At 30.7% G+C, this 24838-nt stretch carries 20 protein-coding genes; 7 read left to right on the top strand and 13 right to left on the bottom strand.

Features of this window, described 5'->3' with window-relative positions; all coding sequences use genetic code 11:
* Positions 1–48: 48 nt before the first annotated feature.
* Positions 49–1083: a GyrI-like domain-containing protein gene (locus NZD85_RS12560; RefSeq protein ID WP_260542112.1), complete on the bottom strand. Its 1035-nt coding sequence runs from the start codon at positions 1081–1083 to the stop codon at positions 49–51.
* A gap of 104 nt (positions 1084–1187) precedes the next feature.
* Between NZD85_RS12560 and NZD85_RS12555 the strand changes: the two genes are divergently transcribed.
* The gene (locus NZD85_RS12555) at positions 1188–1778 is read left to right on the top strand and encodes a DUF937 domain-containing protein (protein ID WP_171621954.1); all 591 of its coding nucleotides are present in this window, start codon (positions 1188–1190) and stop codon (positions 1776–1778) included.
* Between the two features lie 201 nt (positions 1779–1979).
* Entirely contained in the window at positions 1980–3329 is a 1350-nt protein-coding gene (gdhA, locus tag NZD85_RS12550; RefSeq protein ID WP_260542110.1) for an NADP-specific glutamate dehydrogenase, read from the top strand.
* Between the two features lie 83 nt (positions 3330–3412).
* On the opposite strand, the gene NZD85_RS12545 is transcribed toward gdhA, so the two are convergent.
* Together NZD85_RS12545 and NZD85_RS12540 are read right to left on the bottom strand one after the other, a co-directional pair.
* Positions 3413–4093, bottom strand: a complete 681-nt coding sequence (locus tag NZD85_RS12545; RefSeq protein ID WP_260542108.1) for a response regulator transcription factor — start codon at positions 4091–4093, stop codon at positions 3413–3415.
* Positions 4083–5429 carry a sensor histidine kinase gene (locus NZD85_RS12540; protein ID WP_260542106.1) on the bottom strand — a complete coding sequence of 449 codons (1347 nt, stop codon included), beginning with the start codon at positions 5427–5429 and terminating at the stop codon, positions 4083–4085. Before NZD85_RS12540 ends, NZD85_RS12545 begins: the two co-directional genes overlap by 11 nt.
* A gap of 85 nt (positions 5430–5514) precedes the next feature.
* On the opposite strand from NZD85_RS12540, the gene NZD85_RS12535 reads away from it, so the two are divergent.
* Positions 5515–7881, top strand: a complete 2367-nt coding sequence (locus NZD85_RS12535; protein ID WP_260542104.1) for an outer membrane beta-barrel family protein — start codon at positions 5515–5517, stop codon at positions 7879–7881.
* 61 nt (positions 7882–7942) lie between these two features.
* Here the strand turns inward: NZD85_RS12535 and NZD85_RS12530 are convergent, their stop codons facing one another.
* The 4 genes from NZD85_RS12530 to NZD85_RS12515 all read right to left on the bottom strand — a co-directional run bounded on the left by NZD85_RS12530 (position 7943) and on the right by NZD85_RS12515 (position 12499).
* Entirely contained in the window at positions 7943–8692 is a 750-nt protein-coding gene (locus tag NZD85_RS12530) for an SDR family NAD(P)-dependent oxidoreductase (protein ID WP_171621949.1), read from the bottom strand.
* A 4-nt stretch (positions 8693–8696) separates the two neighbouring features.
* The gene (locus NZD85_RS12525; RefSeq protein ID WP_260542101.1) at positions 8697–11522 is read right to left on the bottom strand and encodes a hypothetical protein; all 2826 of its coding nucleotides are present in this window, start codon (positions 11520–11522) and stop codon (positions 8697–8699) included.
* 65 nt (positions 11523–11587) lie between these two features.
* Entirely contained in the window at positions 11588–12214 is a 627-nt protein-coding gene (locus NZD85_RS12520; RefSeq protein ID WP_171621947.1) for a carbonic anhydrase, read from the bottom strand.
* A 6-nt stretch (positions 12215–12220) separates the two neighbouring features.
* Positions 12221–12499, bottom strand: a complete 279-nt coding sequence (locus NZD85_RS12515; RefSeq protein WP_171621946.1) for a GNAT family N-acetyltransferase — start codon at positions 12497–12499, stop codon at positions 12221–12223.
* A 269-nt stretch (positions 12500–12768) separates the two neighbouring features.
* On the opposite strand from NZD85_RS12515, the gene dnaN reads away from it, so the two are divergent.
* Genes dnaN through NZD85_RS12500 form a run of 3 tightly spaced genes read left to right on the top strand, consistent with a single transcriptional unit; the run spans position 12769 to position 16798 of the window.
* The gene (gene dnaN, locus NZD85_RS12510; protein ID WP_171621945.1) at positions 12769–13887 is read left to right on the top strand and encodes a DNA polymerase III subunit beta; all 1119 of its coding nucleotides are present in this window, start codon (positions 12769–12771) and stop codon (positions 13885–13887) included.
* A gap of 36 nt (positions 13888–13923) precedes the next feature.
* Entirely contained in the window at positions 13924–16353 is a 2430-nt protein-coding gene (gene pheT / locus NZD85_RS12505) for a phenylalanine--tRNA ligase subunit beta (protein ID WP_260542096.1), read from the top strand.
* Between the two features lie 13 nt (positions 16354–16366).
* Positions 16367–16798: an META domain-containing protein gene (locus NZD85_RS12500; RefSeq protein WP_260542095.1), complete on the top strand. Its 432-nt coding sequence runs from the start codon at positions 16367–16369 to the stop codon at positions 16796–16798.
* Positions 16799–16837: 39 nt separating this feature from the next.
* Here NZD85_RS12500 and NZD85_RS12495 read toward each other — a convergent pair whose 3' ends face one another.
* The 4 genes from NZD85_RS12495 to NZD85_RS12480 form a co-directional block, all read right to left on the bottom strand.
* Positions 16838–18223, bottom strand: coding sequence for an AAA family ATPase (locus tag NZD85_RS12495; protein ID WP_260542094.1), 1386 nt, complete (start codon positions 18221–18223; stop codon positions 16838–16840).
* Positions 18224–18361: 138 nt separating this feature from the next.
* Complete coding sequence (locus tag NZD85_RS12490) at positions 18362–19204, bottom strand: OmpA/MotB family protein (protein WP_188319159.1); 843 nt, start codon at positions 19202–19204, stop codon at positions 18362–18364.
* Positions 19205–19351: 147 nt separating this feature from the next.
* Positions 19352–19807 (bottom strand): peptidoglycan-binding protein LysM, encoded by a 456-nt coding sequence (gene lysM, locus NZD85_RS12485; RefSeq protein WP_171621939.1) that lies wholly within the window; start codon positions 19805–19807, stop codon positions 19352–19354.
* Between the two features lie 63 nt (positions 19808–19870).
* On the bottom strand, positions 19871–20707 hold the full coding sequence (locus tag NZD85_RS12480) for a hypothetical protein (protein WP_188319161.1): 837 nt from the start codon (positions 20705–20707) through the stop codon (positions 19871–19873).
* Positions 20708–20835: 128 nt separating this feature from the next.
* On the opposite strand from NZD85_RS12480, the gene NZD85_RS12475 reads away from it, so the two are divergent.
* Positions 20836–21876, top strand: a complete 1041-nt coding sequence (locus NZD85_RS12475) for an asparaginase (RefSeq protein ID WP_260542090.1) — start codon at positions 20836–20838, stop codon at positions 21874–21876.
* A 52-nt stretch (positions 21877–21928) separates the two neighbouring features.
* On the opposite strand, the gene NZD85_RS12470 is transcribed toward NZD85_RS12475, so the two are convergent.
* Complete coding sequence (locus NZD85_RS12470; protein WP_171621984.1) at positions 21929–23335, bottom strand: DHA2 family efflux MFS transporter permease subunit; 1407 nt, start codon at positions 23333–23335, stop codon at positions 21929–21931.
* 112 nt (positions 23336–23447) lie between these two features.
* Positions 23448–24814, bottom strand: a protein-coding gene (locus NZD85_RS14810) for an IS3 family transposase (RefSeq protein ID WP_396127065.1) whose coding sequence is annotated in 2 segments (ribosomal slippage) — positions 23448–24352 and positions 24352–24814 — 1368 coding nt in all. Because the reading frame shifts where the segments join, the coding sequence is not laid out codon by codon here.
* Positions 24815–24838 lie beyond the last annotated feature (24 nt).

Here is a 24838-nt window from a genome sequence, read left to right as displayed (position 1 = left end):
TTTCTGTGGCTTAGTCTATTTTAAAAATTGTTAATTCTTTCTAATTTATTATTTTACAATCGGAATATAAATACGTGAAACAAGTTTTAAGCTATCTGTTTCTTTTGGATCATTCAACATCACTTCTAATTGTCGTTTTCCTAATTCTATTTTTTTCGATTGTGCGTAATTTTTCATTTTCGTAATTGTTTGATGACGTTTAGAACGTGGTCCTATATGCAAGGTTAATAAATAATTACCTTCAGGCACAACTACTTTTTGCATTCCTTTTTGCAAAGGTAAGTCCTCTATTAATTGAATTCCTGAGAAAAAAGTAACCTGATCTTTTTCTTTATTAAAATCAGTAAAATAGATATAAGGAAAACCTAAATCGAAATCGTACCCCCCTTCTTCCTTGTTGATTAAAGCTTTATAAATGGTTTCGAAAGATTCATCTACTTTTTCCATAATCACTTTATCAGAAAGTTTAGCTTGTTTTTTAATCGCTAATAAATTCGTTCTTCCTAATGCTGTGATACGGAATTCACCATAATTTAGTCTTCCTTCTTTTTTATCTTTATCTAAACGTATTTTAACTTGTTCGTTTAAATTATCTAATGATTCTTGAAACTTGGATTCTGGATTTTTGAAATACGCGAAATAACGGTAAAAATAGGGAATCTCTTGGCTCAAATAATTTAATTTAGCGATTGTTTTACCACTTTCATTTTGATCAAATTTCACATTCAAACTATCTAATTTTTCCCAACCATCATATTTTATTGTGTAATTCACGAAACGATTCACTGCAAAATTATCAATCGTTATTTTTCCCGAAGCAATTGCTGCATCATCAGAATCCCACGTAACCGAAATTTCATCATCATCTTGTGTATCCGTAAACTTTTTGATAGTCAATGAATCAGCTGCCGTAAATTTTTCCCATTTAGAAAACTGTCGAAGATTATAAAATTCATCATAAACCAATCCCACAGGCGCATCAAACTCATACTCGATTTCTTCATCAAACCGATCTGGCAATACGATTGGCAACAAAGCTATAATCGCAATAAGAATTACTAAAAGAAGATTTATTTGTTTCATTTATAAAATTAAAGTACAAAAATAGAAATACTTTACGGCACTTATAATATTAATCTAAATTAATGTTTTAAAAATACTATATTTGATTAAATAAATTTAAACTTATGGACTTTACAAATTTAATTCAAGGAGCTATTGGTCAACAAGTTGTTGGATCTGCTGCGAAACAATTAGGTATTAATGAATCTCAAGCACAAAGTGCTGTTGCTGCGGCTGTACCTTTTTTATTATCAGCTTTAAATAAAAATGCACAAACTGGTGGCGCAGAAGGAATTTCGAATGCGTTAAAGCAACACGATGGTAGTATTTTAGATAATCTTTCTGGATTTTTAGGACAAGGAGGAAATCAACAAGATGGTTTGGGAATTTTGAATCATGTTTTAGGCAATAAACAACAAAATGTAGCGTCTGCAATTTCTCAACAATCTGGTATAAGTGTAGGACAAGTAACACAAATATTAGCTTTGGTAGCACCAATTGTAATGGGATATTTAGGAAAACAAAAGCAATCAGAAGGTTTAGATTCTAACGGAATTGCTGGATTATTAGGCGGTTTAGTTGGAGGAACTTCTACACAATCAAATCAAGGAGGTGTAAACTTAGGAGGTTTTGAAAAGTTATTAGATCAAGATGGAGATGGACAATTAGGACTTGGAGATGCGATGGGATTTTTAGGCGGATTCTTCAAAAAATAATTCAATGTCTTAAATTGAATAAAAATATAAAATTTATCAAGCAGGAAAATTTCCTGCTTTTTTTGTTTCTAAAATTATCAAATTAAACAATCTAACCTAACTAAATTACTGATTTAATAATATATGAAACTTTTTATTATTTAAAGAATTAAAAAAACACACCTTCCTTGTATTTTTATAAAAAATTAAGCACAAAAAATCATGGATACTTTATTTTACACAGACGATTTTATTCAATCAATCCAATCAAAAAATCCGAATGAAAAAGAATTTCTGCAAGCTGTAGAAGAAGTATCTGAAACTTTATTACCTTTTATTGATGCTCATCCAAAGTATAAAAAATTTAAAATACTGGAACGAATTGCAGAACCAGAACGCGTTATTCAATTTCGAGTAACTTGGGTAGATGACAAAGGAGAAATACAAATCAATAAAGGTTATCGTGTACAAATGAATTCTGCTATTGGCCCATACAAAGGCGGTTTGCGTTTTCATCCTTCGGTTAATTTATCAATTTTAAAATTTTTAGCCTTTGAACAAGTTTTCAAAAATAGTTTAACAACATTACCTATGGGAGGCGGAAAAGGAGGTTCAGATTTTGATCCAAAGGGAAAATCCGATATGGAAATCATGCGTTTTTGTCAAGCATTTATGACAGAATTATCGCGTCATATTGGTGCTGATGTAGATGTTCCTGCTGGAGATATCGGTGTTGGAGCGAGAGAAATTGGTTATATGTTTGGACAGTATAAACGAATTCGAAACGAGTTTACAGGTGTTTTAACAGGTAAAGGATTAGACTTTGGAGGTTCTTTAATCCGTCCCGAAGCCACTGGATATGGATTACTTTATTTTGTAGAATGTATGTTGGCAGAAAAAGGGGAGAATTTAGAGGGGAAAATTATTACGATTTCAGGAGCAGGAAATGTTGCACAATATGCAGCAGAAAAATCAATCGAAATGGGTGCAAAAGTAGTAACACTTTCAGATTCTTCTGGGTATATTTATGATGAAGATGGTTTTGATCAAGAAAAATTAAACATCATTTTCAAAATTAAAAATGAAGATTACGCACGTATTTCTACTTATATTGATTATTATCCTAAAGCCAATTTTTATCCTAATCAAACACCTTGGAAAACCCCTTGTGATATAGCTTTACCGTGTGCAACAGAAAATGAATTAGATTTACAAGATGCGCAAACGTTGCATCTCAACGGATGCACGTTAGTAGCAGAAGGTGCGAATATGCCAACAACTCCAGATGCGGTTCATTATTTTTTAAATCATCATATTTTGTACGGTCCTGGAAAAGCCGCAAACGCAGGTGGTGTCGCAACATCTGGATTAGAAATGTCTCAAAATTCAATTCGTCAAAATTGGAACAGAGAAAAAGTAAATTATCGACTAAAAGAGATTATGATAAAAATTCATCAACAATGTAAAAAGTATGGAGAAGAACCTCATCAACGTACTATAAATTATTACAAAGGAGCCAATATTGCAGGTTTTGTAAAAGTTGCTGACGCGATGATTGCGCAAGGAATATAAATTAAAAATCCATTTATATATTTAGTTTTCGAACTAAGTTTAAATTCAATTGTTTGTTATGAAAGCCTCTTAAATAGAGGCTTTTATTTTAGAGGTAACTCGATCTTAAATCCAATTCCACGAACAGATTCGAATTTTATTGTTTCATCGTTCTGAAAATATTTGCGCAAACGTGTCATAAAAACATCCAAACTTCGTCCCATAAAGTAATCATTTTCGCCCCAAATGGTTTCTAAAATTTCTTTTCGTGTGACCAATTTTTGATTATTTCGAATAAAATAAAACAACAATTCGGTTTCTTTTTCTGTGAGTTGAAAAAACTCATCTTTAAAAGATAAAGTCAATTGATTTCGATTAAAAACATAGGTTCCAATTAGAAATATTTCTTCTGAAATAGGATAATTTCTTCTCAAAATATTTTTGATTCTTAAGACCAATTCTTCAGGATCACAAGGTTTTGTAATGTAATCATCAGCACCCAATTTTAAACCTAAAACTCGATCAAAGCTTTGTGCTTTTGCTGTTAAAAACAAATAAGGAATCGAAATCGTTTTAACCAACTCTTTTGCCAAAGAAAAACCATCAATTTCAGGTAACATTACATCCAAAATAATCAATTGAGCTGAAGATACAATCGACAAATCATTCAATAATTTTTGTGGATGATTGAACCATATTACTTCAAAATCAGAAAATTCAAGATATTGTTTGAGAACAGTTCCCAAATCTTGATCATCTTCTACTAAAATTATTTTAGTTTTCATTCGGCAAAACGATTAAAAATTGAACACCTTTTTCTTTATTATTCTCAACGTTGATTGTTCCTAAATAGCGTTCAATAATCGTTTTAACGAGATATAATCCAATTCCCAAACCACTAACATTTTGATTGATTGAGCGATCGACTCGATAATATTTATCAAAAATAAAAGGCAAATCATTTATAGGAATTCCTATTCCATTATCTGAAAAATTCAATGTTATTTCTTTTTGAAATTTAAAATCTAATAAAATTTCAGAAGCACCATATTTGATAGAATTTTCGATTAAATTCTGGAAAATTTGTTGAAAATCTTTCGTTAGCAATCTTCCATTTTTTTCAAAAATAATTTGATGCGTGATATTAATTGCTGGAAATTGCAATTGTATTTTCTGAATAATCTCATTTAAAATCACTTCATCTAACAATTCATTATTTTCATCATTTTTTACAAAAATTGAATCAACTGTATTCTCCAAACGATTAATTTGACGATTTATCATTTCTTTGATTTCGTTATGTTGAACTTGATGTAAAGCAAATTTCATGGTCGTAATCGGTGTGTTCAATTCATGCGCAATTGAGTCGATGGTTAAATGCAATTGATTGATTTTTTCTTCTTGTTTCGATAAATTTTGAATCGATTTCCAATATAAAAAAATGATTAATGCAATAATTAGTAAACTCACCACAATCAAAGGAATTATTTTTTTGAGCACTAAAAAATTCAAATTCAATAATTCATAGTTAGTTTGTGATTTTATTTTGTATTTATGTCGCTCACTTTTATCAATTCCTAAATCTGAATCTGTTTGATTACTTATATCATCAGAACTCCAAACACTTTGATTAATCGATTTTGGATGAATTATTTTGGTCGATGAACGATACATAACCAACGGTTTTTGGGGTAATAATTCTACATGATTGATTTCATCATAAACAGAATAAATTTCCATTTTTAACGCAATTTGATAATTTCTTTCTTTGGAATAAAAATCAATTAACGAATCTACTTTTGATGTAAATAGTTGATGATTATTATCTATGTTCAAACGAATAACATTCAGTTCATCAAACTGTTTTCCTTTTTCGTGCGATAATTTTTTAAAACTATTGATCAAATTATCTTCATCTATTGCTTTCTGAAATTCGTTCATTTCATTCATTACTTTCAATGCAATTTCAGCAGCTTCTTTATTCATATCTTTTTCCACTAACCGATACGAATTGTAAATGTAATAAACTTGCAAAGCGACTAAAATCAACAATACAAACGCAAATAAAATTGAATAATATTTTTTAGAAAGATTCATACTCAAAAATACATTGTTTTTCATCACAAAACTCACATTAACGCATCGTTAACCGTTCATTAACCGAAAAAAAACGACGTTTAAAATCAACTTTGTTAAAACTATTTGAATGAAAACAATTGTTTATATCTTACTTTTATTTCCATCCATAATTTTTGCACAGGTTATAACTGGAAAATTGATGGATGAGCAAAATAATCCATTAACAAAAAATTCTATTGAAATTGAAATTCCTTCACAAGATCCTATTATAACTGAATCGAATGAAAATGGCGAATTCAGTTTTGAACTTCATCAAGCAAAATTATTTACGATATATATTAAAGAATTCGGCTACCAAGAATTTGAAGAAAACTATCAAACTAATAATACAAAATCTATTCAAATTGTACTTAAAAAAGATGAAACAATAAACCTAAAAGATGTTGTTGTTTCAGCTCAAAAACCTTTGTTGAAACGAAAAATTGACCGAATAGAATTTAATGTAGAAAATACGCCTTTGCAAAATTTAAGCGCTTGGGATATCGTGAAAAACACACCAAATGTTCTCTTAAAAAATAATCAATTAAGCGTAAGAGGAAACACACAAATTTTGATCACGATTAATGATAAAAAAACTTTGATGACGGAAGATCAATTGAAACAATTGTTAGAAAATACAGATGGTGCCACAGTTTTTTCGGTTGAAATCATTACAAATCCACCTGCTAAATATGAGGCGTCTGGAAGTGCGATTATCAACATCAAAATGAAGAAAAATGTACTTTCTGGATACAAAGGACAAATCGCTGCGCGTTATCATCAATCGATTTATAGCAAAGGAATGTTGGGAACAACACAGTCTTACAATACAGAAAAATGGCAATTGACAGGAAATTATTATTTTGTGAATGGAAAATATGTTCGCAAAAATTTTGATGTTGTAACTTTTCAAGATGATAAAACACGTTGGGAGAGCAACATGATTCGCAGAACAGTTGCTAAACAACAACATATTTACAATTTTGCTTCTCAATATTCAATCGATAGCTTGCAGCATTTTCAGTTCGGAATAAATGGATCAAGAAACCCTGCATCAATTGGGAATTATAATGTTCCGACAAATATTTACAACACAACAAATAATCAACTCGAATCTTTTTATATCACACAAAATCATCGTCGCGAAGCTTCAAATAATTTCAACACGTATTTAGTTTATGATAAAAAGTTTGGAAAAAACAATTTGACTTGGAGCAACAATTTTAGTCATCGCTATTACAAAGAAAATCAAGATGTTTTAACGAAATTAAATTTCAAAGATAAACCTTATGAAGAAAACCGTTTTTTAAGTACTGTACTTCAAAAATTGAATTTATTTTCTACTCAAATTGATTATAGTTTAACTCATGAAAATTTTGGTTTGGAGGCTGGAGCAAAACATAGTTTTGTGAAAAATGACAATGATTTAGATTTTTTTGAATCAATTCAAAATCAAATCGAATATCAACCCGAAAAAAGTAATGTTTTTAATTACAAAGAACAGATTTTTGCCTTATATCTTTCTGGAAATTACAACTGGAAAAAGTGGGAAGCAAAAGCTGGTTTGAGAACTGAAACAACTTGGATTAATACGATTTCTGATCACCCAATTAATCATAATAAACGAACAAATACAGACTTATTTCCAACAATATATTTGATGTACAGTTTTGAAAACGCAGGACAAATTGGTTTGAATTATGGTAAAAGAATTAATCGACCAAATTATAATTTCTTGAATCCTTCGAAATCGTATTACAATCTATTTTCATATTTTCAAGGCGATGCAAACGCAGTTTCTACGATTATTCACAATTTGAGTTTATCTTACACTTTAAAAGATTGGAATTTTGAAATGTATTATCGCTATGAGAAAGACCCTGCAATGGAAATTTCAATTCAAAATCCTGAAACTTTCGAAACGGTTTATCATTTTACTAACATCAAAAATGGAGAAGCTTTTGGAGCAAATTTTTCGAAAAATTTCAATCTAAAGTCGTGGTGGAAACTAAATTTCTTTGCAATGGGCGAATACAATCAAAACTATTATTTTGGACCAGAACAACAACAATATAAAAATGAAGTATTTTTTTATCACTTGAATTTGAATACACAACTGGATTTGGATAAAGAAAAAACCTTTAACATTTCAGCTGGCTATCAATACAATTCAAAAGCAATTCAAGGTTCGTTTAACATCAGCTCTTCCCAAAATACCTACTTAATTTTGAATAAAAAAATATGGGACAAACGTTTCGAAATTGGTTTAACATTTAATGATATTTTCAGAACTGATCGCAATACTATTTCAACAAAATATGCAAATCAGAATCAGGTTTTCAAAGATTATCGCGACACACAATATTTTATGTTGAATTTGAAATACAATTTCGGAAATCAGAAAGTAAAGGATGCGAAACAAGTTCAAAAAACAGCAGAACAAAATAGGATTTAAAATGAAAAACCTCTAAAACAGAGGCTTTTCATTTAAAAAAAAATTTATGATCAAAGAAAAATTATTTCTTTAAAATAACTGTTCCACCAGCTTGAGCTTTTGGAAAAATAGTCACATCTGCAATTTGCACATGTTCTGGTTGTTGCAATAAATACTCGATTGTATTTGCAATATCTTCTGCTTGTAAAGGCTCGAATCCTTTGTATACATTGTCTGCTTTTTCTTCGTCGCCTTTGAAACGTACCAAAGAAAACTCTGTTTCTACTGCTCCAGGCGCAATATTTGAAACTTTTATTCCGTAAGGCAACAAATCGTAACGCATTCCTTTACTCAACGATTCTACTGCTGCTTTAGACGCGCAATATGTGCCACCATTAGGGTAAACTTCTTTTCCTGCGATTGAAGAAAGATTGACAATATGTGCATGATTTGATTGTTTTAACAATGGAATAATCGCTTTAGAAACATAAATTAATCCTTTAACATTGATATCAATCATTGCTTCCAAATCCTCTACATCAGCAGAGTCGAAAGGTGCTAACCCATGTGCATTTCCTGCATTATTAATTAACACATCAATATTTTTCCATTCGTTCTCTAAACTTTCTACTGCTTGAAAAACAGCTTCTTTGTTACGAACATCAAATTGAATGGTTTTCACTTCAGTTAGTTGACTCAATTCTGCTTGAATTTCATCTAATCGTTCTTGACGACGTCCACATAAAATTAAACGGTAATTTGGTGCTAATTTCTTTGCTGTCGCCATTCCTATGCCAGATGTTGCTCCGGTAATGAAGACTGTTCTTTTCATTTTCTTAAATAATTAAAAGTGCTTTTTTAAGACCGTCTAAGATACAAGCTAAAAAGAAATTAAAAAATGATTTATCCTGTTTTCGTTCAACATTTTCTACTTTTTTTTCTCGTATTTCTCCTCGCGAATTATTTTTAATTGCTGTATTTCCAACTGCTGATAAAAGCTTGCGTTTCGATCCATCATCTCGCAAAACATTTACATTCAAATCTTGATAATCAATTCCAAAATTACCACTTGCGAGTTTATCATTTCCATCAAAATCGAATTTTATTTGATTAAAAAATCCATCAACAGAAACTTTAAGATATGGTTTTACAAAAGGATCGAGATTTTTTGCAGGTAGTTTTGTTATGCCGCCTTTAATATTAAATTTTTCAGCACGATTCATAGGATTAAATGTCCAATTCGCACGCAAATCTCCCTTCATAAATTCGGAACGCCAATCAACATTGACATCTGGTAATGATTTTTTACGATAACCAGAATTGACATTTTTAACGGTTGTATTTATCGACGAAAAAGTTAATTTTCCAGTTCCAATACTTTTTTCAGTTTCTTCTTCATACTCCAATTTCGAATTTACCAATTGCAATTCTTTTACACCCAAATCAAACTTCATCTCCCGTAATTTTTGCGAAAACATTGTTTTACGTTTTGTATCATTAGGCGGAACTAAACTTCTGTAAATATTTGCATAAAGTTGATTTAATTTCAATTGATTCGCTTTCAAAAAGAAATCTTTTGAGGGCGAAATTCCCCATTTTATACCATTTCCATTGATTTGATTGACAGAAACGGTGTACAAATCTGCTTGTTTTTGCAAAGATGCTGTATACGCCTTTCGAGAAACTTTCGGTGTTAAATTCATTTGATTTAACGTTAAATTCCCGTTGTAAAATTGTAATGCTCCCGTATTTAATTGATAGGTTTTTCCTAAATCATACTCTATTCCTGAAGATTTTAATAAAACTGAATGATAGGAAAAAGGTATGGCTTCTTGAATCGTTTTTGGATCTACATTGATCTGATCGAATACCAATTGAATTTGCTTCAAGGATAAGTTTGGTATTTTTTGTTGATAAGGAATCACCTCCAAATGACCATTTACCAACGAAACCTTATCTACTTTTATAATATCATTAAATGCCTTAGAAGTTTCTCCTTCGCGCTGAGCAACACGTCTAGGTTGACCATAAACCGTGAATTTTGGATTTTTGAAAAGAATATGATTAATTCGAAGTTCTCTCCCAAACTCATTATTCAGACCTAAAACAGTCAAATTAACATGATTGAAATCAAACTTTTGCGAAGCGATAAATCGAGATTGTTTAATTTGAATTGTATCTACACCAAGATTGAAATTGATTAAAAATTTTTGAGTTGCATTTTCAGCTTTCTTCGCTATATTTTTTTGATTTTTTTGATCGATAATTTTCACATTTACCTCATCCAATTTGATTGAATTCGTATGAAAATAAAATTCACTATTTTTCATTCCCCAACTGATCTTATTTAAGGTTAAAATAGGTGCTTCAACATCCAATAACGTATTTGATTTTGTGTGATTTTTATTGAATTTATTTTTAGAGATCATTGGTTTCATTTTAAAGTTTTTCAGAATCAATTTCTTTTCTGTAAAATCAAAATTAGAAGCTGTTAACGTATGCATTTCATTTAAGCGATAATACATCGAATCTAACTTTATACGAAACGTTTTATAATCAATAGGTATTTCATTGGTGCGCGTTAATTCGTTCATTTTTATTCCTTCAATATTCAACACAACATTATTCACCGCATATTTTACAGTTGTTGCGTTCGAAAAAAGTGAACGAATTTTTCCATTTTCTATTTGCAGTTTTTTGATGTTGATCAATTCAGCATCATCTGTTTTTAGGGTAACTTTTTTGACTGATTTATCGGCTATCTTATTTTCAGATTTTGCTTGAATAATGGTAATTCGTGGTTGTTTGAATTTAATTAAATCCGTTTTAAAATACAACTTATCTTCCGAAGTAAATCCCCAATCCATATTAGAAAGTGAAAGCAAAGGAGATGCTATGTCCAATAAATCATTTTCTGAATCATTTGGAACATATAATTTCCCATTCATTTTAAGTGGTTTCATCGAAAAATCATCCAATTCAAAATCGGTTTGATTAAACTGAACTTTTCTTGCTCGAATTAATTGTTTCTCTTTCAATACAAAAAACATCGAATCTAATTTGATGTCAAAAGCAGCGTATTTAAATGGTATTTTTTTATTGATTGTTCTTTCGTTGAAACGAACGCCATCAAAATCAATATCAAAATTAGAAACATTTGCGAGATGTCTTTTTCCTGATTGTGAATACAAGTTAAATTCACCGTTTTTAATGTTTACATTAGACACATCAATGCTTTGTCCAACTTTTGAATGAATCGTATCTTTTTTTACGGAATCTTTTTTTTCTTTTAAGTAATAATTGACTGAAGGATGGTGGATATTGAGCGAAAGTGCAGCAACTTCTTTTTGGGTGATTAACTTGAAAAAATTGATACCAACTACTTTAATCTCTTTAACTTTTCCGGTTGCTTCGATAGAATCCTTTATCATCAAAGAATCTTTAGGAGATACTTCGACATTTTTAAGTGAAAGAGACGAATTAAAGATAGAGAAACTTAAATCTTCGTAGGTCAGATTGTAAGCTGTATCATTTTTTTCGGCAATAATTTTTGGGAGACGATTATTGAGAAAATAAGTAATATAAAAACTAAGTATAAAAAGTATCGCAATAATAGATATTAGCGCGATACTTACTTTTTTTATCCAACGGTTCTTACTCATTGATATAGTTTGGTTAACAACGTAAAAAGACAATTATTATACCAAACTTAATAAAATGTTAAAAGCTATTCGTTGATATCGTAAATTTCTTTGATGTTCTCAAGAATTAAATCGAAATTAAGATTCAGATCAATTAATTTCCCTGTAAACAAATCGAACACCCAACCGTGTACAATTAATCCGTTTTCCATGGCGCGTTGCACGAAAGGATTTTTAACTACATTGACACATTGTTCTTGTACATTTAGCTCTACTAAACGGTTGTAACGCATTCCTTCATTTTCAATTGCATTCAATTCTTCTGAATGTAGACGGTACACATCTCGTATATTTCTTAACCAAGGATTCATAATTCCTAAATCTTTTGGAATCATGGCAGATTTAATCCCTCCACAATTGTAATGCCCACAAACTACAATATGTTTCACTTTTAAATGCTCTACCGCATAAGCCAAAACCGACGTTGTGTTCATGTCCAAACTAATGACCATGTTTGCAATATTACGGTGAACAAAGACTTCTCCAGGTTCAGCACCTAATAATTCTTCCGCTGTAACACGACTATCCGAACAACCAATATAAAGAATTTCAGGATTTTGTCCTGCCGAAAGTTTATCAAAATAGTGTTCATCTTGACCTAAACGTTTATTAACCCATTCTTGATTGTGTGCGAAAACTTTTTCTAAATTCATAATTTTTTAAATTACATCTTGTACCTCGGGATGCTTACCAATGTAAACACTTACATAACTACAAAACGGTATGATTTTCAACTGATTTTTTCTTGCGTATTTTACAGCTTCTAACACTAATTTTTCGGCTAAACCTTTCCCTCTCAATTCCGGATTAACACCAGTATGATTGACAATCATTTGTTCCTCTTTCAACATAAAAGTAAGCTCGCCTACCTCTTTGTTATTATCGTCAGTCATAACAAAAACGCCATTCTTTCCTTCTAAATTTAATTCGATCTTCATTGCAGTTTATATTTGAAATTAAATTACTCTTTTTAGATGAGATAAAGCCCCTAATAATTGTTAAATATCTATAAATACCAGACAAATTTAAGGTCGAAAAGTTTTTTAATCAAAGAAAATTGATACAAATAAAAATATTTTTTTAACAATCAGCTTTCTAATTGATTATCAACAACAAACCCTTCGATATAATATTTAATGTATAGGTATGAGTTTTTTACTTGATTATTTATTACATTTGTTAGATATTTTAAGGAAAGATTCTTCATATGAAATTTATTGTATCGAGCAACACGTTATTAAAAAATGTTAACTTAATCGGAGGAGTAATAAACTCTAATAATACTTTACCAATCCTTGATAATTTTTTATTCGAATTGGACGGTAGCCAATTAACGATCACAGGTTCTGATTTGGAAACGACTATTTCTACGACGTTAGAAGTTGAATCTAATGACAACGGAAAAATTGCTATTCCATCAAAAATCTTAACAGATACGTTGAAAACTTTTCCAGCTCAACCACTTACTTTTATCCAGAAAGAAGGAAATACGTTGGAAATTGTTTCAGAACAAGGAAATTATCAGTTAGCATTTGAAGACGCAAACGAATATCCACAAACACCAGATATAGAAGATGCAAGTTCTACAACACTTAGTGCAAGCATTTTATCAGAAGCAATTATCAAAACAATTTTTGCGACTGGAAACGACGAATTACGTCCTATTATGACGGGAGTTTTCTTCCAAGCAAGTGCAGATATTTTTCGTTTTGTTGCAACAGATGCCCATCGTTTGGTGAAATATACACGCAATGGTTTAGACAATTTACAAGCTGCAGATTATATAATGCCAAAAAAACCACTTAACTTATTGAAAAATATTTTAGGAGGAAATAATGACGATGTGATCATCGAATATAACAATACAAATACACGTTTCTCTTTTCAGAATATCGTGCTTACTTGTCGTTTAATTGATGGTAAATATCCAAATTATGAAGCCGTAATTCCAAAAGAAAATCCAAACGTATTAACGATTAACAGAAATTTATTCTTAACATCATTAAAACGAGTGGCTATTTTCTCGAACAAAACTACCAATCAGGTTCGATTAAAATTAGTCGGAAATTCATTAACAATTTCTGCGGAAGATATCGATTTTGCAAACAAAGCAGAAGAAAGACTTCCTTGTGATTATAACGGAACTGACTTACAAATCGGTTTCAATTCTCGTTTCTTAATTGAAATGCTAAATAATTTACAATCAGAAGAAATAACATTAGAAATGTCTGAACCAAATCGCGCAGGAATCATCAAACCGGTTGATGGACTTGAGGATGGCGAAGAAATCTTAATGTTAGTTATGCCAGTTATGCTTAACGCATAATGAACAAGAATACATAAAATTCATTTTTACAATACAATGAAAATTTCATACAATTGGCTAAAAACCTACATTGATACTAATATAACACTTGATGAAGTATCTGCTACACTAACAAGTACAGGTTTAGAAGTAGAAGGAGTAGAACAAGTAGGTGGCGCTAAAAATTACTTGGAAACTGTATTAGTTGGTAAAGTTTTATCAGCTGTACCTCATCCAAATGCAGATAAATTAAAAGTTACTAAAATAGATTTAGGAGACGGAAAAGAAACACAAATTGTTTGTGGTGCTCCTAATGTTGCAGCAGGACAAAATGTACCTGTAGCAACTGTCGGAACAGTTTTACCTTCTCCAGATGGAGATTTTAAAATTAAGAAAGCTAAAATTCGTGGTGAAGAATCTTTTGGAATGATTTGTTCTGAAGTAGAATTAGGAATCGGTACTGATCATTCTGGGATTTTAGTTTTACCAGAAGAATTAAAACCAGGTACCTCTACATTTGATCTTTTCGGAAAAAATGATGAAATTGACCATGAAATAGAAATTGGTTTAACACCAAATCGTGCAGATGCAATGTCTCATTTTGGTGTTGCTCGTGATTTACACGCAGCGCTTAAAACACGTAAAATTGACTCTACCTTCAATACGTATAATGTATCTAATTATCCTACAACGGATTTAGGTCAAAACCCAATTTCTATCGAAGTAAAAGATACAGCAGCAGCACCGCGTTATGCTGGTGTTTATTTAAAAAATGTAAACGTTACTGAATCACCTGATTGGTTAAAAAATCGTTTGAAAGTCATTGGATTATCTCCAATTAACAATGTTGTGGACATTACCAATTATATTTTACACGATTTAGGTCAACCTTTACATGCTTTTGATGCTGATAAAATTGAAGGAAATAAAATCATTGTTCAGAAATTAGCTGAAGGAACAAAATTCACTACTTTAGATGGCGTTGAGCGAACATTAAAAGGACACGAATTGATGATTTGCAACGAAAACAATCCAATGTGTATTGCGGGAGTTTTTGGAGGAAAAGATTCAGGCGTTTCTGAAACAACAACTTCTATTTTCTTAGAATCAGCTTATTTCGAGCCTGTAACAATTCGTAAAGGTGCAAAAGCACATGGATTGAATACAGATGCTTCTTTCCGTTTTGAACGTGGAATTGACCCTAATATCACAGTTGATGCATTGAAAAAAGCAGTGTTGATGTTAGTTGAAATTACAGGAGCAGAAATTGCTTCAAATATTGATGATATTTACGCAAATCCAATAGAAAACTTTAACGTAAAATTACGTTTAGGAAAAGTTGTCGAATTATTAGGCGTTGAAATTCCTGAAGCTAAAATCAAAACAATTTTAGAGAACTTAGAAATCAAAATCTTATCAGAAAATGATGACGTTTTAAATTTAGAAGTTCCTGCTTATCGTGTAGATGTCTTACGTGATGTGGATTTGATCGAAGATATTTTGAGAATTTATGGGTATGACAACATCGAAATCCCTTCTAAATTCTCTTTTTCTTACGTTCCAAATCAAAAAGTTAGCCCAGATAAAATAGAAGATTTCATTGCACGTCAACTGATTTCTTTCGGATTTAATGAAGCGATGAATAACTCATTAACGAAGAAAGAATACGAAGAAGTTTTCTTTTATCCAGAAGGAGAAAGTGTTGCCATGTTAAATCCGCTTTCAGCTGATTTAGCAGTTATGCGCCGTACATTATTGAATGGATTATTAGAAAATGTAGCGTTCAACATTAACCGTCGTAATTCGGATGTTAAATTATTCGAATTCGGGAATGTTTACCGTAAAATTGATGGTATTTATGAAGAAAATAAATGTTTAGGAATCGTTCTTTCAGGAAACTTTAATAACGAATCTTGGACTGGTAATTTACGTAAAGCTTCATTTGCTGATATAAAAGGATTAATCAAACAAATTTTTGTTCGATTAGATATTCAAGTAACGGATGAAGTTCCTGCAAAAGATGATAATTTCTTGGATGGAATTGAATTTATTTCTGATGAAAAGTCATTAGGAAAGCTTGGAATCATCAACAAAAAATTAGCGAAAAAATTAGGTGTAAATCAAGATGTTTTCTTTGCACAATTAAATTGGAATATAATGATTGATTTGGCAAACAAACACGATTTAAAATACAAAGAAATTTCTAAATTTCCTGGTTCTCGTAGAGATTTAGCGTTGCTAATTGATTCTACTGTGAAGTATGAAGAACTTTTTAAAGCAGCGAAAGAAGTTAAAACAAACTTATTGAAAGCGGTTAATTTATTCGATGTTTACGAAGGTGATAAATTACCTGCTGGTAAAAAATCATATGCGTTAAGTTTTATGATTCAAGACGAAAATAAAACATTGAGCGATCAAGAAATTGATGGTTTAATGAATAAATTAATCAAATTGTATCAAGAAAAATTCAACGCTGAGTTGAGATAAAATATTCCGAAAAATGAAAAAGATTGTAACCCTAATTTCAGCAACTATCTTAATGAGTTTTGTAGCGACGTCTTGTTCTACAACTAACACTGCAAGATTAAAATCGAAAACAGATGTTTCGATTTCAAATCAAAACTGGTATTTGATGAATGACAATAATACCGTAAAAGGTTTGTACGAAAAAGATGTGATGATACTAATTGACGAAGCTAATTCTACTGTAAGTGGATTTGCGGGTTGCAACAATTTCAACGCTTCTATTACAAAAGTTGGAGAGGTGACAAGTTTTGTGAATTTTTCTGAAATAAAAATGGCTTGTCCAAATTTGAATGAAGAAAAAGCATTTTTATCCATGTTGAAAAACGTAAATCGCTATGAAATTTCTGGAAAGGAATTACATCTTTACAAAGGCAATATTTTATTATTAAAATTTAAAACGATTTAGTTTTTTAGAAATATAAGCTCCCAAATTTGGGAGCTTTTTTTATACTTCATTATTTTCTACTGAGGATTGATTTGTATTTAATTCAACTGATTCATCACTTTGTTTGAAACCAATTTTTGTGATTGGTATTTCTTTTGTCGTTAAATAAAACTCTAAATCTGCATTCAATTCAATCAAACGATGCGGAAAATCTTGTCCAACATTTTGCTTAGCCTCATTCACAAAAATTGCACAATGTCTCAAATAATCTGGTGTTAATTTTGACTTTGCTTCCTGAAAAGCTGAAAACAAAACCTTTTCTGTCATCATAATATTTTTCGTTTCATCTTTTCTAAACAAAGCATACAAACGTTTTTTTAAGGATTGAGTAAAATCGATCAACATTGTATTCGAAAACAATCTCATTTCTGCAGCATAAGGAGTCCAAAAATCTTTGTTCAATGCATTTTGGTTTTTCAAAATAGTTAACAATGGAGAATCCAGGGCTAAATTAGCCGTTAAATGATGTAAAATCAATTGAATTCGTTCATCTAAAGTTGGTGGAAAAATTGGAATATGCATATCAAAACGTCCTGGAGCCACAATTTCATCATTCAAAGTAGACAATGATTCGACCGCTCCTACAATCAATAATTCTTGTCTATCGTTCTTCTGAATATGTCTCAAAACTGAATAAAATAAATCTATCATTTCTGGAGAAATACTGTTATCAGACGAAGAATGCAACAATTCATCAAACGAATCAATAAACAAAAGTGTATTGGGTTGATTCATTTTTTTCGAAAGAAAATCAGAAAATTTATTTTTCTTAGAATCAAAATTTCCAATTAAATAGTCGTTAAAAACATGAACAAATTCGTAGCCAATCATATCTGCTATTTTTCTTGCCCAATAAATTTTTCCACTTCCCGGAGGTCCATATAAAACAAGTCCAGCAGGTTTAGAAATTCCCCATCTTTCTACTTGATCTTTGCTAATAAAAGGATCCAACATATCGGTTAAATAAAAATACAAATCTGTGTAACCGACTAAACTTTTCCCAGAAAAATCTTCACATTGAGGAAAAGCTTTTTCTATAAATGGATATTTTCCTCCAATGTATGAATGAATCAAATAGCTCGAAACAGCTGTTTTCATTTGTTTAGCAACCTCAGCAGGAATTCCATTCGAAACAAAAAAATGAAGCACTTCTTCTTCTTTGGCTCCTATCGTTTTTGCGATTTCTTCTATTGTCTTTTCTTTCGAATGATCTTCAGCATATTTTTTCAAAAAATCAATATTCTTCTCGGAAAAATCAATAAATTCTTCAGTGACATTAAAATTTTCGTCAATACAAAAACTCAAATCAATATTAAAATCATTGATGAAATTTTGTAAACTTCCTAAAGATATTTCAAGTTGATTGGATAAATCTTTTAGTTTCATTTTGTTGGTTTAAACTTATTTCCCTTAAAAATAAAAATTAATTCTCGAACAAGACAATTATTCATTCTAAACTTCTGTTAAACAAGAAAGCACATCAAAAGATGTGCTTTCTAAATAAATATTTTGATTATTATCAAATTAGTTTTTTGGAGCTTGTCCAATTAAATCCATAAATTGATCTAACTTAGGTAAGATAATAATTTGTGTACGACGGTTTTGTGACTTTCCTTCAGCGGTAGCGTTTGTAGTTAATGGATTGTATTCTCCACGACCACCAGCTGTTAAACGTTTTCCATCAACACCATATTGGTTTTGTAATGCTTGTACTACAGATGATGCACGTAAAGCAGATAAATCCCAGTTGTTACGGATGTTTGGTTTAGAAATTGGCACATTATCTGTGTTACCTTCAATCAATACATCGTAGTCTTTATAATCATTGATGATTTTTGCAATTTTACTTAGAGTTTCTCCTGCAGCAGGTGAAATCTCATAGCTACCAGATTTATATAACATATTATCTGCTAATGAAATATACACCACACCTTTTAATACTTTTACATCAACATCTTTTGCTTCGTTGCTTGATAAAGAACGAGTTAAGTTGTTTGTTAAAACCATATTCAAACTATCTGATTTGCTTTTTGCATCAATCAAGTGTTTGATGTATTTATTCGATTGATTGATCTCGTTAACTAATTCAGACACATTTTTAGAACCACCATTAATACAATTTTTCAATTGCTCTTGTAATTGTTTAATTTGGTTTCTTTCACTCTGAACTGTGTTCTCGTATTGACCTTGATTAGCCTCGTAATTAGCTAATTTGGCTTTCGCTACAGCTAATTCTGTTTGACATCCTTGGTTCTCAGAATAAGCAGAATTGAATTTATTTTGTAATTCATCATACTTCTTCTGACTCACACAACTAAATAAAGTTGAAGCAGCGATAACCGCTACTGGCAAAATTGAAACTTTCATAATTATTTTTTTATTTCAGTTATACGAATATATGTTATTATTTTTTATTGGAACTAAATATTCCTCAAAAACCATGCTGTAAAAATAGAAAACTCCCACAATCGTAAGGTTGTAGGAGTTTTAATATCTTATCTAAATTCTATTCTATTAATCCTGAGGAATATACAATACTTGTCCTGGATAAATTTTATCTTCGTGTTTTAACATTGGTTTATTTGCTTCGAAAATTTTTGGATATTGCATTGGATCTCCATAAACTTGTTTGGCAATTTTAGATAAAGAATCTCCACTTTGCACAGTGTACATTGTTTTAGAAATATCTGGAATTTCAATTTTTAAAGGTGTTTTTAACGTTAATTGATCTTCTACTGCTTCTACTCCATCAATGTTTCCTGCTGTTGCTAAGATTTTTTGTTTTTCGTTGATATCCAGAGCTTGTCCCGAAACTACAATTTTTTCTCCATCAGCAGAAAATGTAACTCCTGATAAATCAAAACCTTGTTTTGCTACTTGTTCTTTTACTTTAGCTGCTTTTTCTTCTGGAGTTTCTGCTCCTCCGAAGACTTTTTCTCCGGCATTTTTAATAAATGAAAATAATCCCATAGTGAGTTGATTTTAATAATATTTATTTGTTGATTTTTAGTAAATATACTATTTCTCTTACAATTATCGTGCAATTGATGAATATTTCTTTTTCAAATTTTCGCTCATCAATCGCTGTTGTTGAATTTGAGTTGTTAATTGATTAATCTTTGCATCAAGTCCTTTATCTTTATCCTCTTCTATTTGTATTTTTCCGTTCAATGAAACAACTTGATCTTCAATTGTACGCAAAGCATTTTCTGTTTTTATTTTTTTCTTCATCAATCCATCCATCATTTTATCGTCAGATTCTCGTTCTAATTGATTCACGACTAAATCCAATTTATCGCCTAAGGCTTGCTTTTTACTTTCTAATTTTAGAAGTGTATTACTATTTTTTAAATATGATTTGATCGAGCTTCCTTTCTTTATTTGCGCATCCGCATTCTCTTTTGTTAAACGAATCATATTTTCATTTGCTAATTTCAATTCAGTTCGTACACAACTTTGTTTTGTTTTGACGGCTAAATCCTGTAATTGATTATAAATTAAATCAAATTCTGCAGAATGACTATTAAATGTCATTCCATTTTGATCTGTCAATGTGTTAATCACAGTTGTTTTCCCATTTTCTTCCTCCACCAAACTAATAACTGATTTATACACATCTTGCGAATTCTTGAACTTGATATTATTGGCTTCATGCTTTTTAAGAAATCCTGAAGCTCCTTCTTTGTTTGTCACCCAATTTTCCCACGATTTTACAATCAAACTTTGGGCACAATTATCCGTCGAAAAAGCAAATGATTTTAAATCTTGTCCATTCATTTCATATTCTACTTCAAATAATCCTTCATCAGATTGTGCAAAAACAGCGACAGATGTAATCAAAGTTGTAATGGCTAAAAGTAATGTTTTCATCAAGTTTATATTTTAAAATTCTATTTACAATTATTTTACCCAATTTAGCAAATTATGAGCGTTTTTGAAAAGGTATTGTACAGATTTTTTAGAATGGTTAATTTTATCCAGAAATTAATCAAAACCCCATGCAGACAAAAATTTTATTGATTTATACAGGTGGTACAATTGGAATGGCCAAAGACTATGGCGATCAATCTTTAAAACCTTTTAATTTTGATAATTTATTGAAGAGAATTCCAGAATTAAGCCTTTTGGACTGTTCTTTCGATTATCATAGTTTCGAAACGCCAATTGATTCTTCTGATATGAAACCGAAATATTGGATAGAAATTGCCGAAACAATTCAGCAAAATTACGAAAACTATGATGGTTTTGTTGTATTACATGGCACAGATACGATGGCGTATACGGCATCTGCAATGAGTTTTATGATTGATAATCTTGAGAAACCAATCATTTTTACTGGTTCTCAATTACCAATTGGAGATTTGCGAACTGACGCCAAAGAAAATTTGATTACGTCTATTCAATTAGCATCGTTGAAAAAAGATAATCAACCAATCATCAAAGAAGTATGTGTGTATTTTGAGTACAAATTATTCCGTGCAAATAGAACAACTAAGATTAATGCAGAAAACTTTGATGCTTTCGAATCACCTAATTATCCAGTTATAGGAGTTTCTGGTGTTCATTTAGAAGTTAAAGAAGATTTGTTGTTAAAAAATACAGTTACAGATCAACTTAGTATCAATAAAAATCTTAATGTTGATGTTGGTGTATTAAAGATTTTCCCTGGTATGAATCGCTCTTTTATCGAAAGTGTTTTGAAAGCGCCAAATATGAAAGCGTTTATTATTGAAGCTTTTGGAACTGGAAATATTTTCACTGACGATTGGTTCATCGAATTATTAAAAGAACTTACCAATAATGAAATTCATCTCATCATCAATACGCAATGTGCGGGTGGAATGGTAGAACTTGGACGTTACGCAACAAGTGATGCTTTATTGAATATGGGTGCAATTTCGAGTTTTGATTTAACTATGGAAGCTGCTATTACAAAAGCGATTTACTTATTAGGACAAAACCTCTCGAAAGAAGAATTTAAAAAACAATACGAAACAAATCTGAAAGGAGAACTTCGTCATCATTTTTACAATGATTAATTTAAATGATATCAACATAAAAATCTCTACCAAGTAGAGATTTTTATGTTCATTATTTCTTCCCTGACATCGAAGCGCCATCAGATTCTTTTAACTTGAAAAAGATATAGGTTGATAGAATCGTCATTACACCCATTGCTAAAAATGAATAACGAAAGGCTTGTACTTCTACACCATTCGTTAACCCTTTCATATCTCTAAAAAAACCTAATATTAAAGCTGCGACAGAAATTCCAAAAGTCAACGATAATTGTTGTGTTACGGCTAACAAACTATTTCCTTCGCTTGAGGTTTTTTCATCCAAATCGGCTAAAGAAATGGTATTCATAGCTGTAAACTGAATCGAACTAAAAAATCCGTTCAAAATCATCAATGGAATAATATAATAAATGGGCGATTGTGATTCTAAAAAGAAAAACAGACAAATAATTAACCCTAAAATAATCGTATTTGCTATCAACGTATTTCTGTATCCAAATTTATTTACAATTGGTACTACAAAAGATTTTGCAATAATATTACTTGCTGCAGCTGGAATCATGATTAATCCTGCTACAGTAGCAGTATACCCATACCCTACTTGCAACAATAACGGAATAAGAAAAGGCATTCCTCCAATTCCTAAACGTGTAATTAGATTACCGATTATTCCAATTTTTAGCGTTCTTATCTTAAACAAATTCAAATCTATTAAAGGATGTTGTTTATGTTTCGCATGATAGATATATAATCCAATTAAAAAAATAGAAACAACAGTTAACGCTAACACTGTTTGTATTCCAATCACCCGAGTTGAAGTAAGTTCCATTATCAAAGTTAGAACCGTAACACCTCCACTGAAAAGTATTAAACCTTTGATATCAAATTTGAATACAGGATGTTTAAAATCAGGCAATGCAAAACTTGTCATCCAAAGAGCTAAAATTCCAAATGGAATATTCACGATAAAAATCCAATGCCAAGATAAGGTTTCAACTAAAATACCTCCGATAGTAGGACCTAAAAGAGGTCCAATTAAACCAGGAATAGTAATAAAATTGATTACTTTCAACAATTCACTTTTCGGATAAGCGTACAAAATCGCCAAGCGAACAACAGGCACCATCATTGCACCACCTATTGCTTGAATAATCCTCGAAATAACTAAAAAAGGTAAACTTGTTGCAAACGCACATAAAGCTGAACCAATGGTGAAAATAATAATCGCGGATTGAAAAACTTTTTTTGTTCCATATTTATCTGAGAGCCATCCACTCAAAGGAATTAACAAGGCTACTGTTAACGTATATGCCACAATAATTGATTGAATTTCTAAAGGAGATTTATCTAATTCTTTGGCAATTGTAGGTAAAGAAGTATTTAAAATTGTACCATCCAAAGATTGCATAAAAATTGCCATCGCACCAAGCCATGGCAAATATTTTAACATTTTTGGATTTAAAATATGATTAGAATTCATTGTGGTCATTGTAGCAAATTCTATTCCTTTTTAGCTACTATTTACTTCCTTGTTCGATTTAAAAAAAGACCTAAAATATAGACTGCACCCAAAAGTTTGGACAGATTAAAAATTAATAATTATAAAAATGAGTTCGATATTGTATCGGGCTCATTTTATTTAAGTTCGATTTTATTCTATCGTTATTGTAATAGTAAATGTATTGTTTTATTTCTTTTTTTAGCTCTTCAATAGAATTAAATTTTTGTAAATAAAATAGTTCCGATTTCAGTATTCCGAAGAAATTCTCGATAATAGCATTATCTAAGCAATTTCCTTTTCTACTCATACTTTGTATGATTCCTTTTTCATTTAATAAAGCTTGATATTGTTTCATCTGATATTGCCATCCTTGATCGGAATGTAATATCAAATCTTTGGTGTCTTTCGTTATTTTAAATGCCTTTTTAAGCATTTGAGTTACTTGATTAAAAACAGGTCGTTCGCTTAACTCATAGCTGATAATTTCTTGATTGTACAGATCCATTATTGGTGATAAATATAGTTTTTTATCTTTTACTTTAAACTCGGTAACATCTGTTACCCATTTTTGGTTGGGTTTATCAGCCTTAAATGCTCTTTGCAAGATGTTTGGTGCAATCTTTCCTTGTTCTCCTTTGTAAGATTTGTATTTTTTTCTTCGAATCAAACTCTTTAATCCTAAGCTATTCATCAGTTTAAGAACAGTTTTATGATTGATGATAGTTCCTGATTTTCTTAATTCATCGGTAATTCGTCGATAGCCATATCGCCCTTTATGCTGATGATAAATGGATTTTATCTTAAGTTTTAATTCCTCGTATTTATCTGTTTTACTACGTGAAATATGATAGTAAAAGCTGCTTCTAGCCATATGTGTACAATCTAAAAGTAAATTTAGATGAAATTCTGGCCTTAATTCATTTATGGCTTGCGTACAAGTTTCTTTTGTTTTTCCTCTTGGGCTTGAATTAAGGCATTGAACTTTTTTAAGAGTGCATTCTCACAACGTAAACGTTCAATCTCCAACAATAGTTCTTCTTCTCTTGATAATGGTTGTTTCGATTTTTTAGGTCTACCTTTAGATGTGCTCATAGTCTTGGGACGGCCTTTTGGTTTGGGTTTTAATCCGTCTATTCCAAAGGTAGCAAAATCTTTTTGCCATTTTATAATAACCGATTCACTTGGAATATTAAATTTAACTCTGGCTTCACGTAAACTAAGATATTGACTAGTTATAGTCTTAATAACTTTCAACTTAAATTCAACGCTATACGTTTGGTTTTTTTTAGGTTCTATACCTGAAATTCCTTGATTATGATAATCAGAAACCCATTTCTTTAATAAAGAAGCATGTATATTTTCTTTTTTACTAATTGAACGTATTGTTCGATGTTTTTCTAAAACTTCTTTCACACAGCGTAACTTAAATGCTACACCATATTTTACTTTTCTTGTCATAAAAAATGCCCCCAAAAGTGTCTA

It is taken from the genome of Empedobacter stercoris (genome assembly GCF_025244765.1).
Classification (GTDB): domain Bacteria; phylum Bacteroidota; class Bacteroidia; order Flavobacteriales; family Weeksellaceae; genus Empedobacter; species Empedobacter stercoris.
This window is presented reverse-complemented; position numbering and strand designations above follow the sequence as displayed.

What these genes read in the sequence shown, in the direction of transcription:
- NZD85_RS12520 (WP_171621947.1), bottom strand. Translation starts at nt 12,214, where the DNA reads ATGAATTTAGAAAAAGTTTTCGCACACAATCAAGAATGGGTTAATAAA.
- NZD85_RS12525 (WP_260542101.1), bottom strand. Translation starts at nt 11,522, where the DNA reads ATGAGTAAGAACCGTTGGATAAAAAAAGTAAGTATCGCGCTAATATCT.
- NZD85_RS12480 (WP_188319161.1), bottom strand. Translation starts at nt 20,707, where the DNA reads ATGAAAACATTACTTTTAGCCATTACAACTTTGATTACATCTGTCGCT.
- NZD85_RS12490 (WP_188319159.1), bottom strand. Translation starts at nt 19,204, where the DNA reads ATGAAAGTTTCAATTTTGCCAGTAGCGGTTATCGCTGCTTCAACTTTA.
- NZD85_RS12540 (WP_260542106.1), bottom strand. Translation starts at nt 5,429, where the DNA reads ATGAAAAACAATGTATTTTTGAGTATGAATCTTTCTAAAAAATATTAT.
- NZD85_RS12515 (WP_171621946.1), bottom strand. Translation starts at nt 12,499, where the DNA reads ATGAAGATCGAATTAAATTTAGAAGGAAAGAATGGCGTTTTTGTTATG.
- gdhA (WP_260542110.1), top strand. Translation starts at nt 1,980, where the DNA reads ATGGATACTTTATTTTACACAGACGATTTTATTCAATCAATCCAATCA.
- NZD85_RS12555 (WP_171621954.1), top strand. Translation starts at nt 1,188, where the DNA reads ATGGACTTTACAAATTTAATTCAAGGAGCTATTGGTCAACAAGTTGTT.
- NZD85_RS12535 (WP_260542104.1), top strand. Translation starts at nt 5,515, where the DNA reads ATGAAAACAATTGTTTATATCTTACTTTTATTTCCATCCATAATTTTT.
- dnaN (WP_171621945.1), top strand. Translation starts at nt 12,769, where the DNA reads ATGAAATTTATTGTATCGAGCAACACGTTATTAAAAAATGTTAACTTA.
- lysM (WP_171621939.1), bottom strand. Translation starts at nt 19,807, where the DNA reads ATGGGATTATTTTCATTTATTAAAAATGCCGGAGAAAAAGTCTTCGGA.
- NZD85_RS12530 (WP_171621949.1), bottom strand. Translation starts at nt 8,692, where the DNA reads ATGAAAAGAACAGTCTTCATTACCGGAGCAACATCTGGCATAGGAATG.
- NZD85_RS12495 (WP_260542094.1), bottom strand. Translation starts at nt 18,223, where the DNA reads ATGAAACTAAAAGATTTATCCAATCAACTTGAAATATCTTTAGGAAGT.
- NZD85_RS12470 (WP_171621984.1), bottom strand. Translation starts at nt 23,335, where the DNA reads ATGAATTCTAATCATATTTTAAATCCAAAAATGTTAAAATATTTGCCA.
- NZD85_RS12475 (WP_260542090.1), top strand. Translation starts at nt 20,836, where the DNA reads ATGCAGACAAAAATTTTATTGATTTATACAGGTGGTACAATTGGAATG.
- pheT (WP_260542096.1), top strand. Translation starts at nt 13,924, where the DNA reads ATGAAAATTTCATACAATTGGCTAAAAACCTACATTGATACTAATATA.
- NZD85_RS12560 (WP_260542112.1), bottom strand. Translation starts at nt 1,083, where the DNA reads ATGAAACAAATAAATCTTCTTTTAGTAATTCTTATTGCGATTATAGCT.
- NZD85_RS12500 (WP_260542095.1), top strand. Translation starts at nt 16,367, where the DNA reads ATGAAAAAGATTGTAACCCTAATTTCAGCAACTATCTTAATGAGTTTT.
- NZD85_RS12545 (WP_260542108.1), bottom strand. Translation starts at nt 4,093, where the DNA reads ATGAAAACTAAAATAATTTTAGTAGAAGATGATCAAGATTTGGGAACT.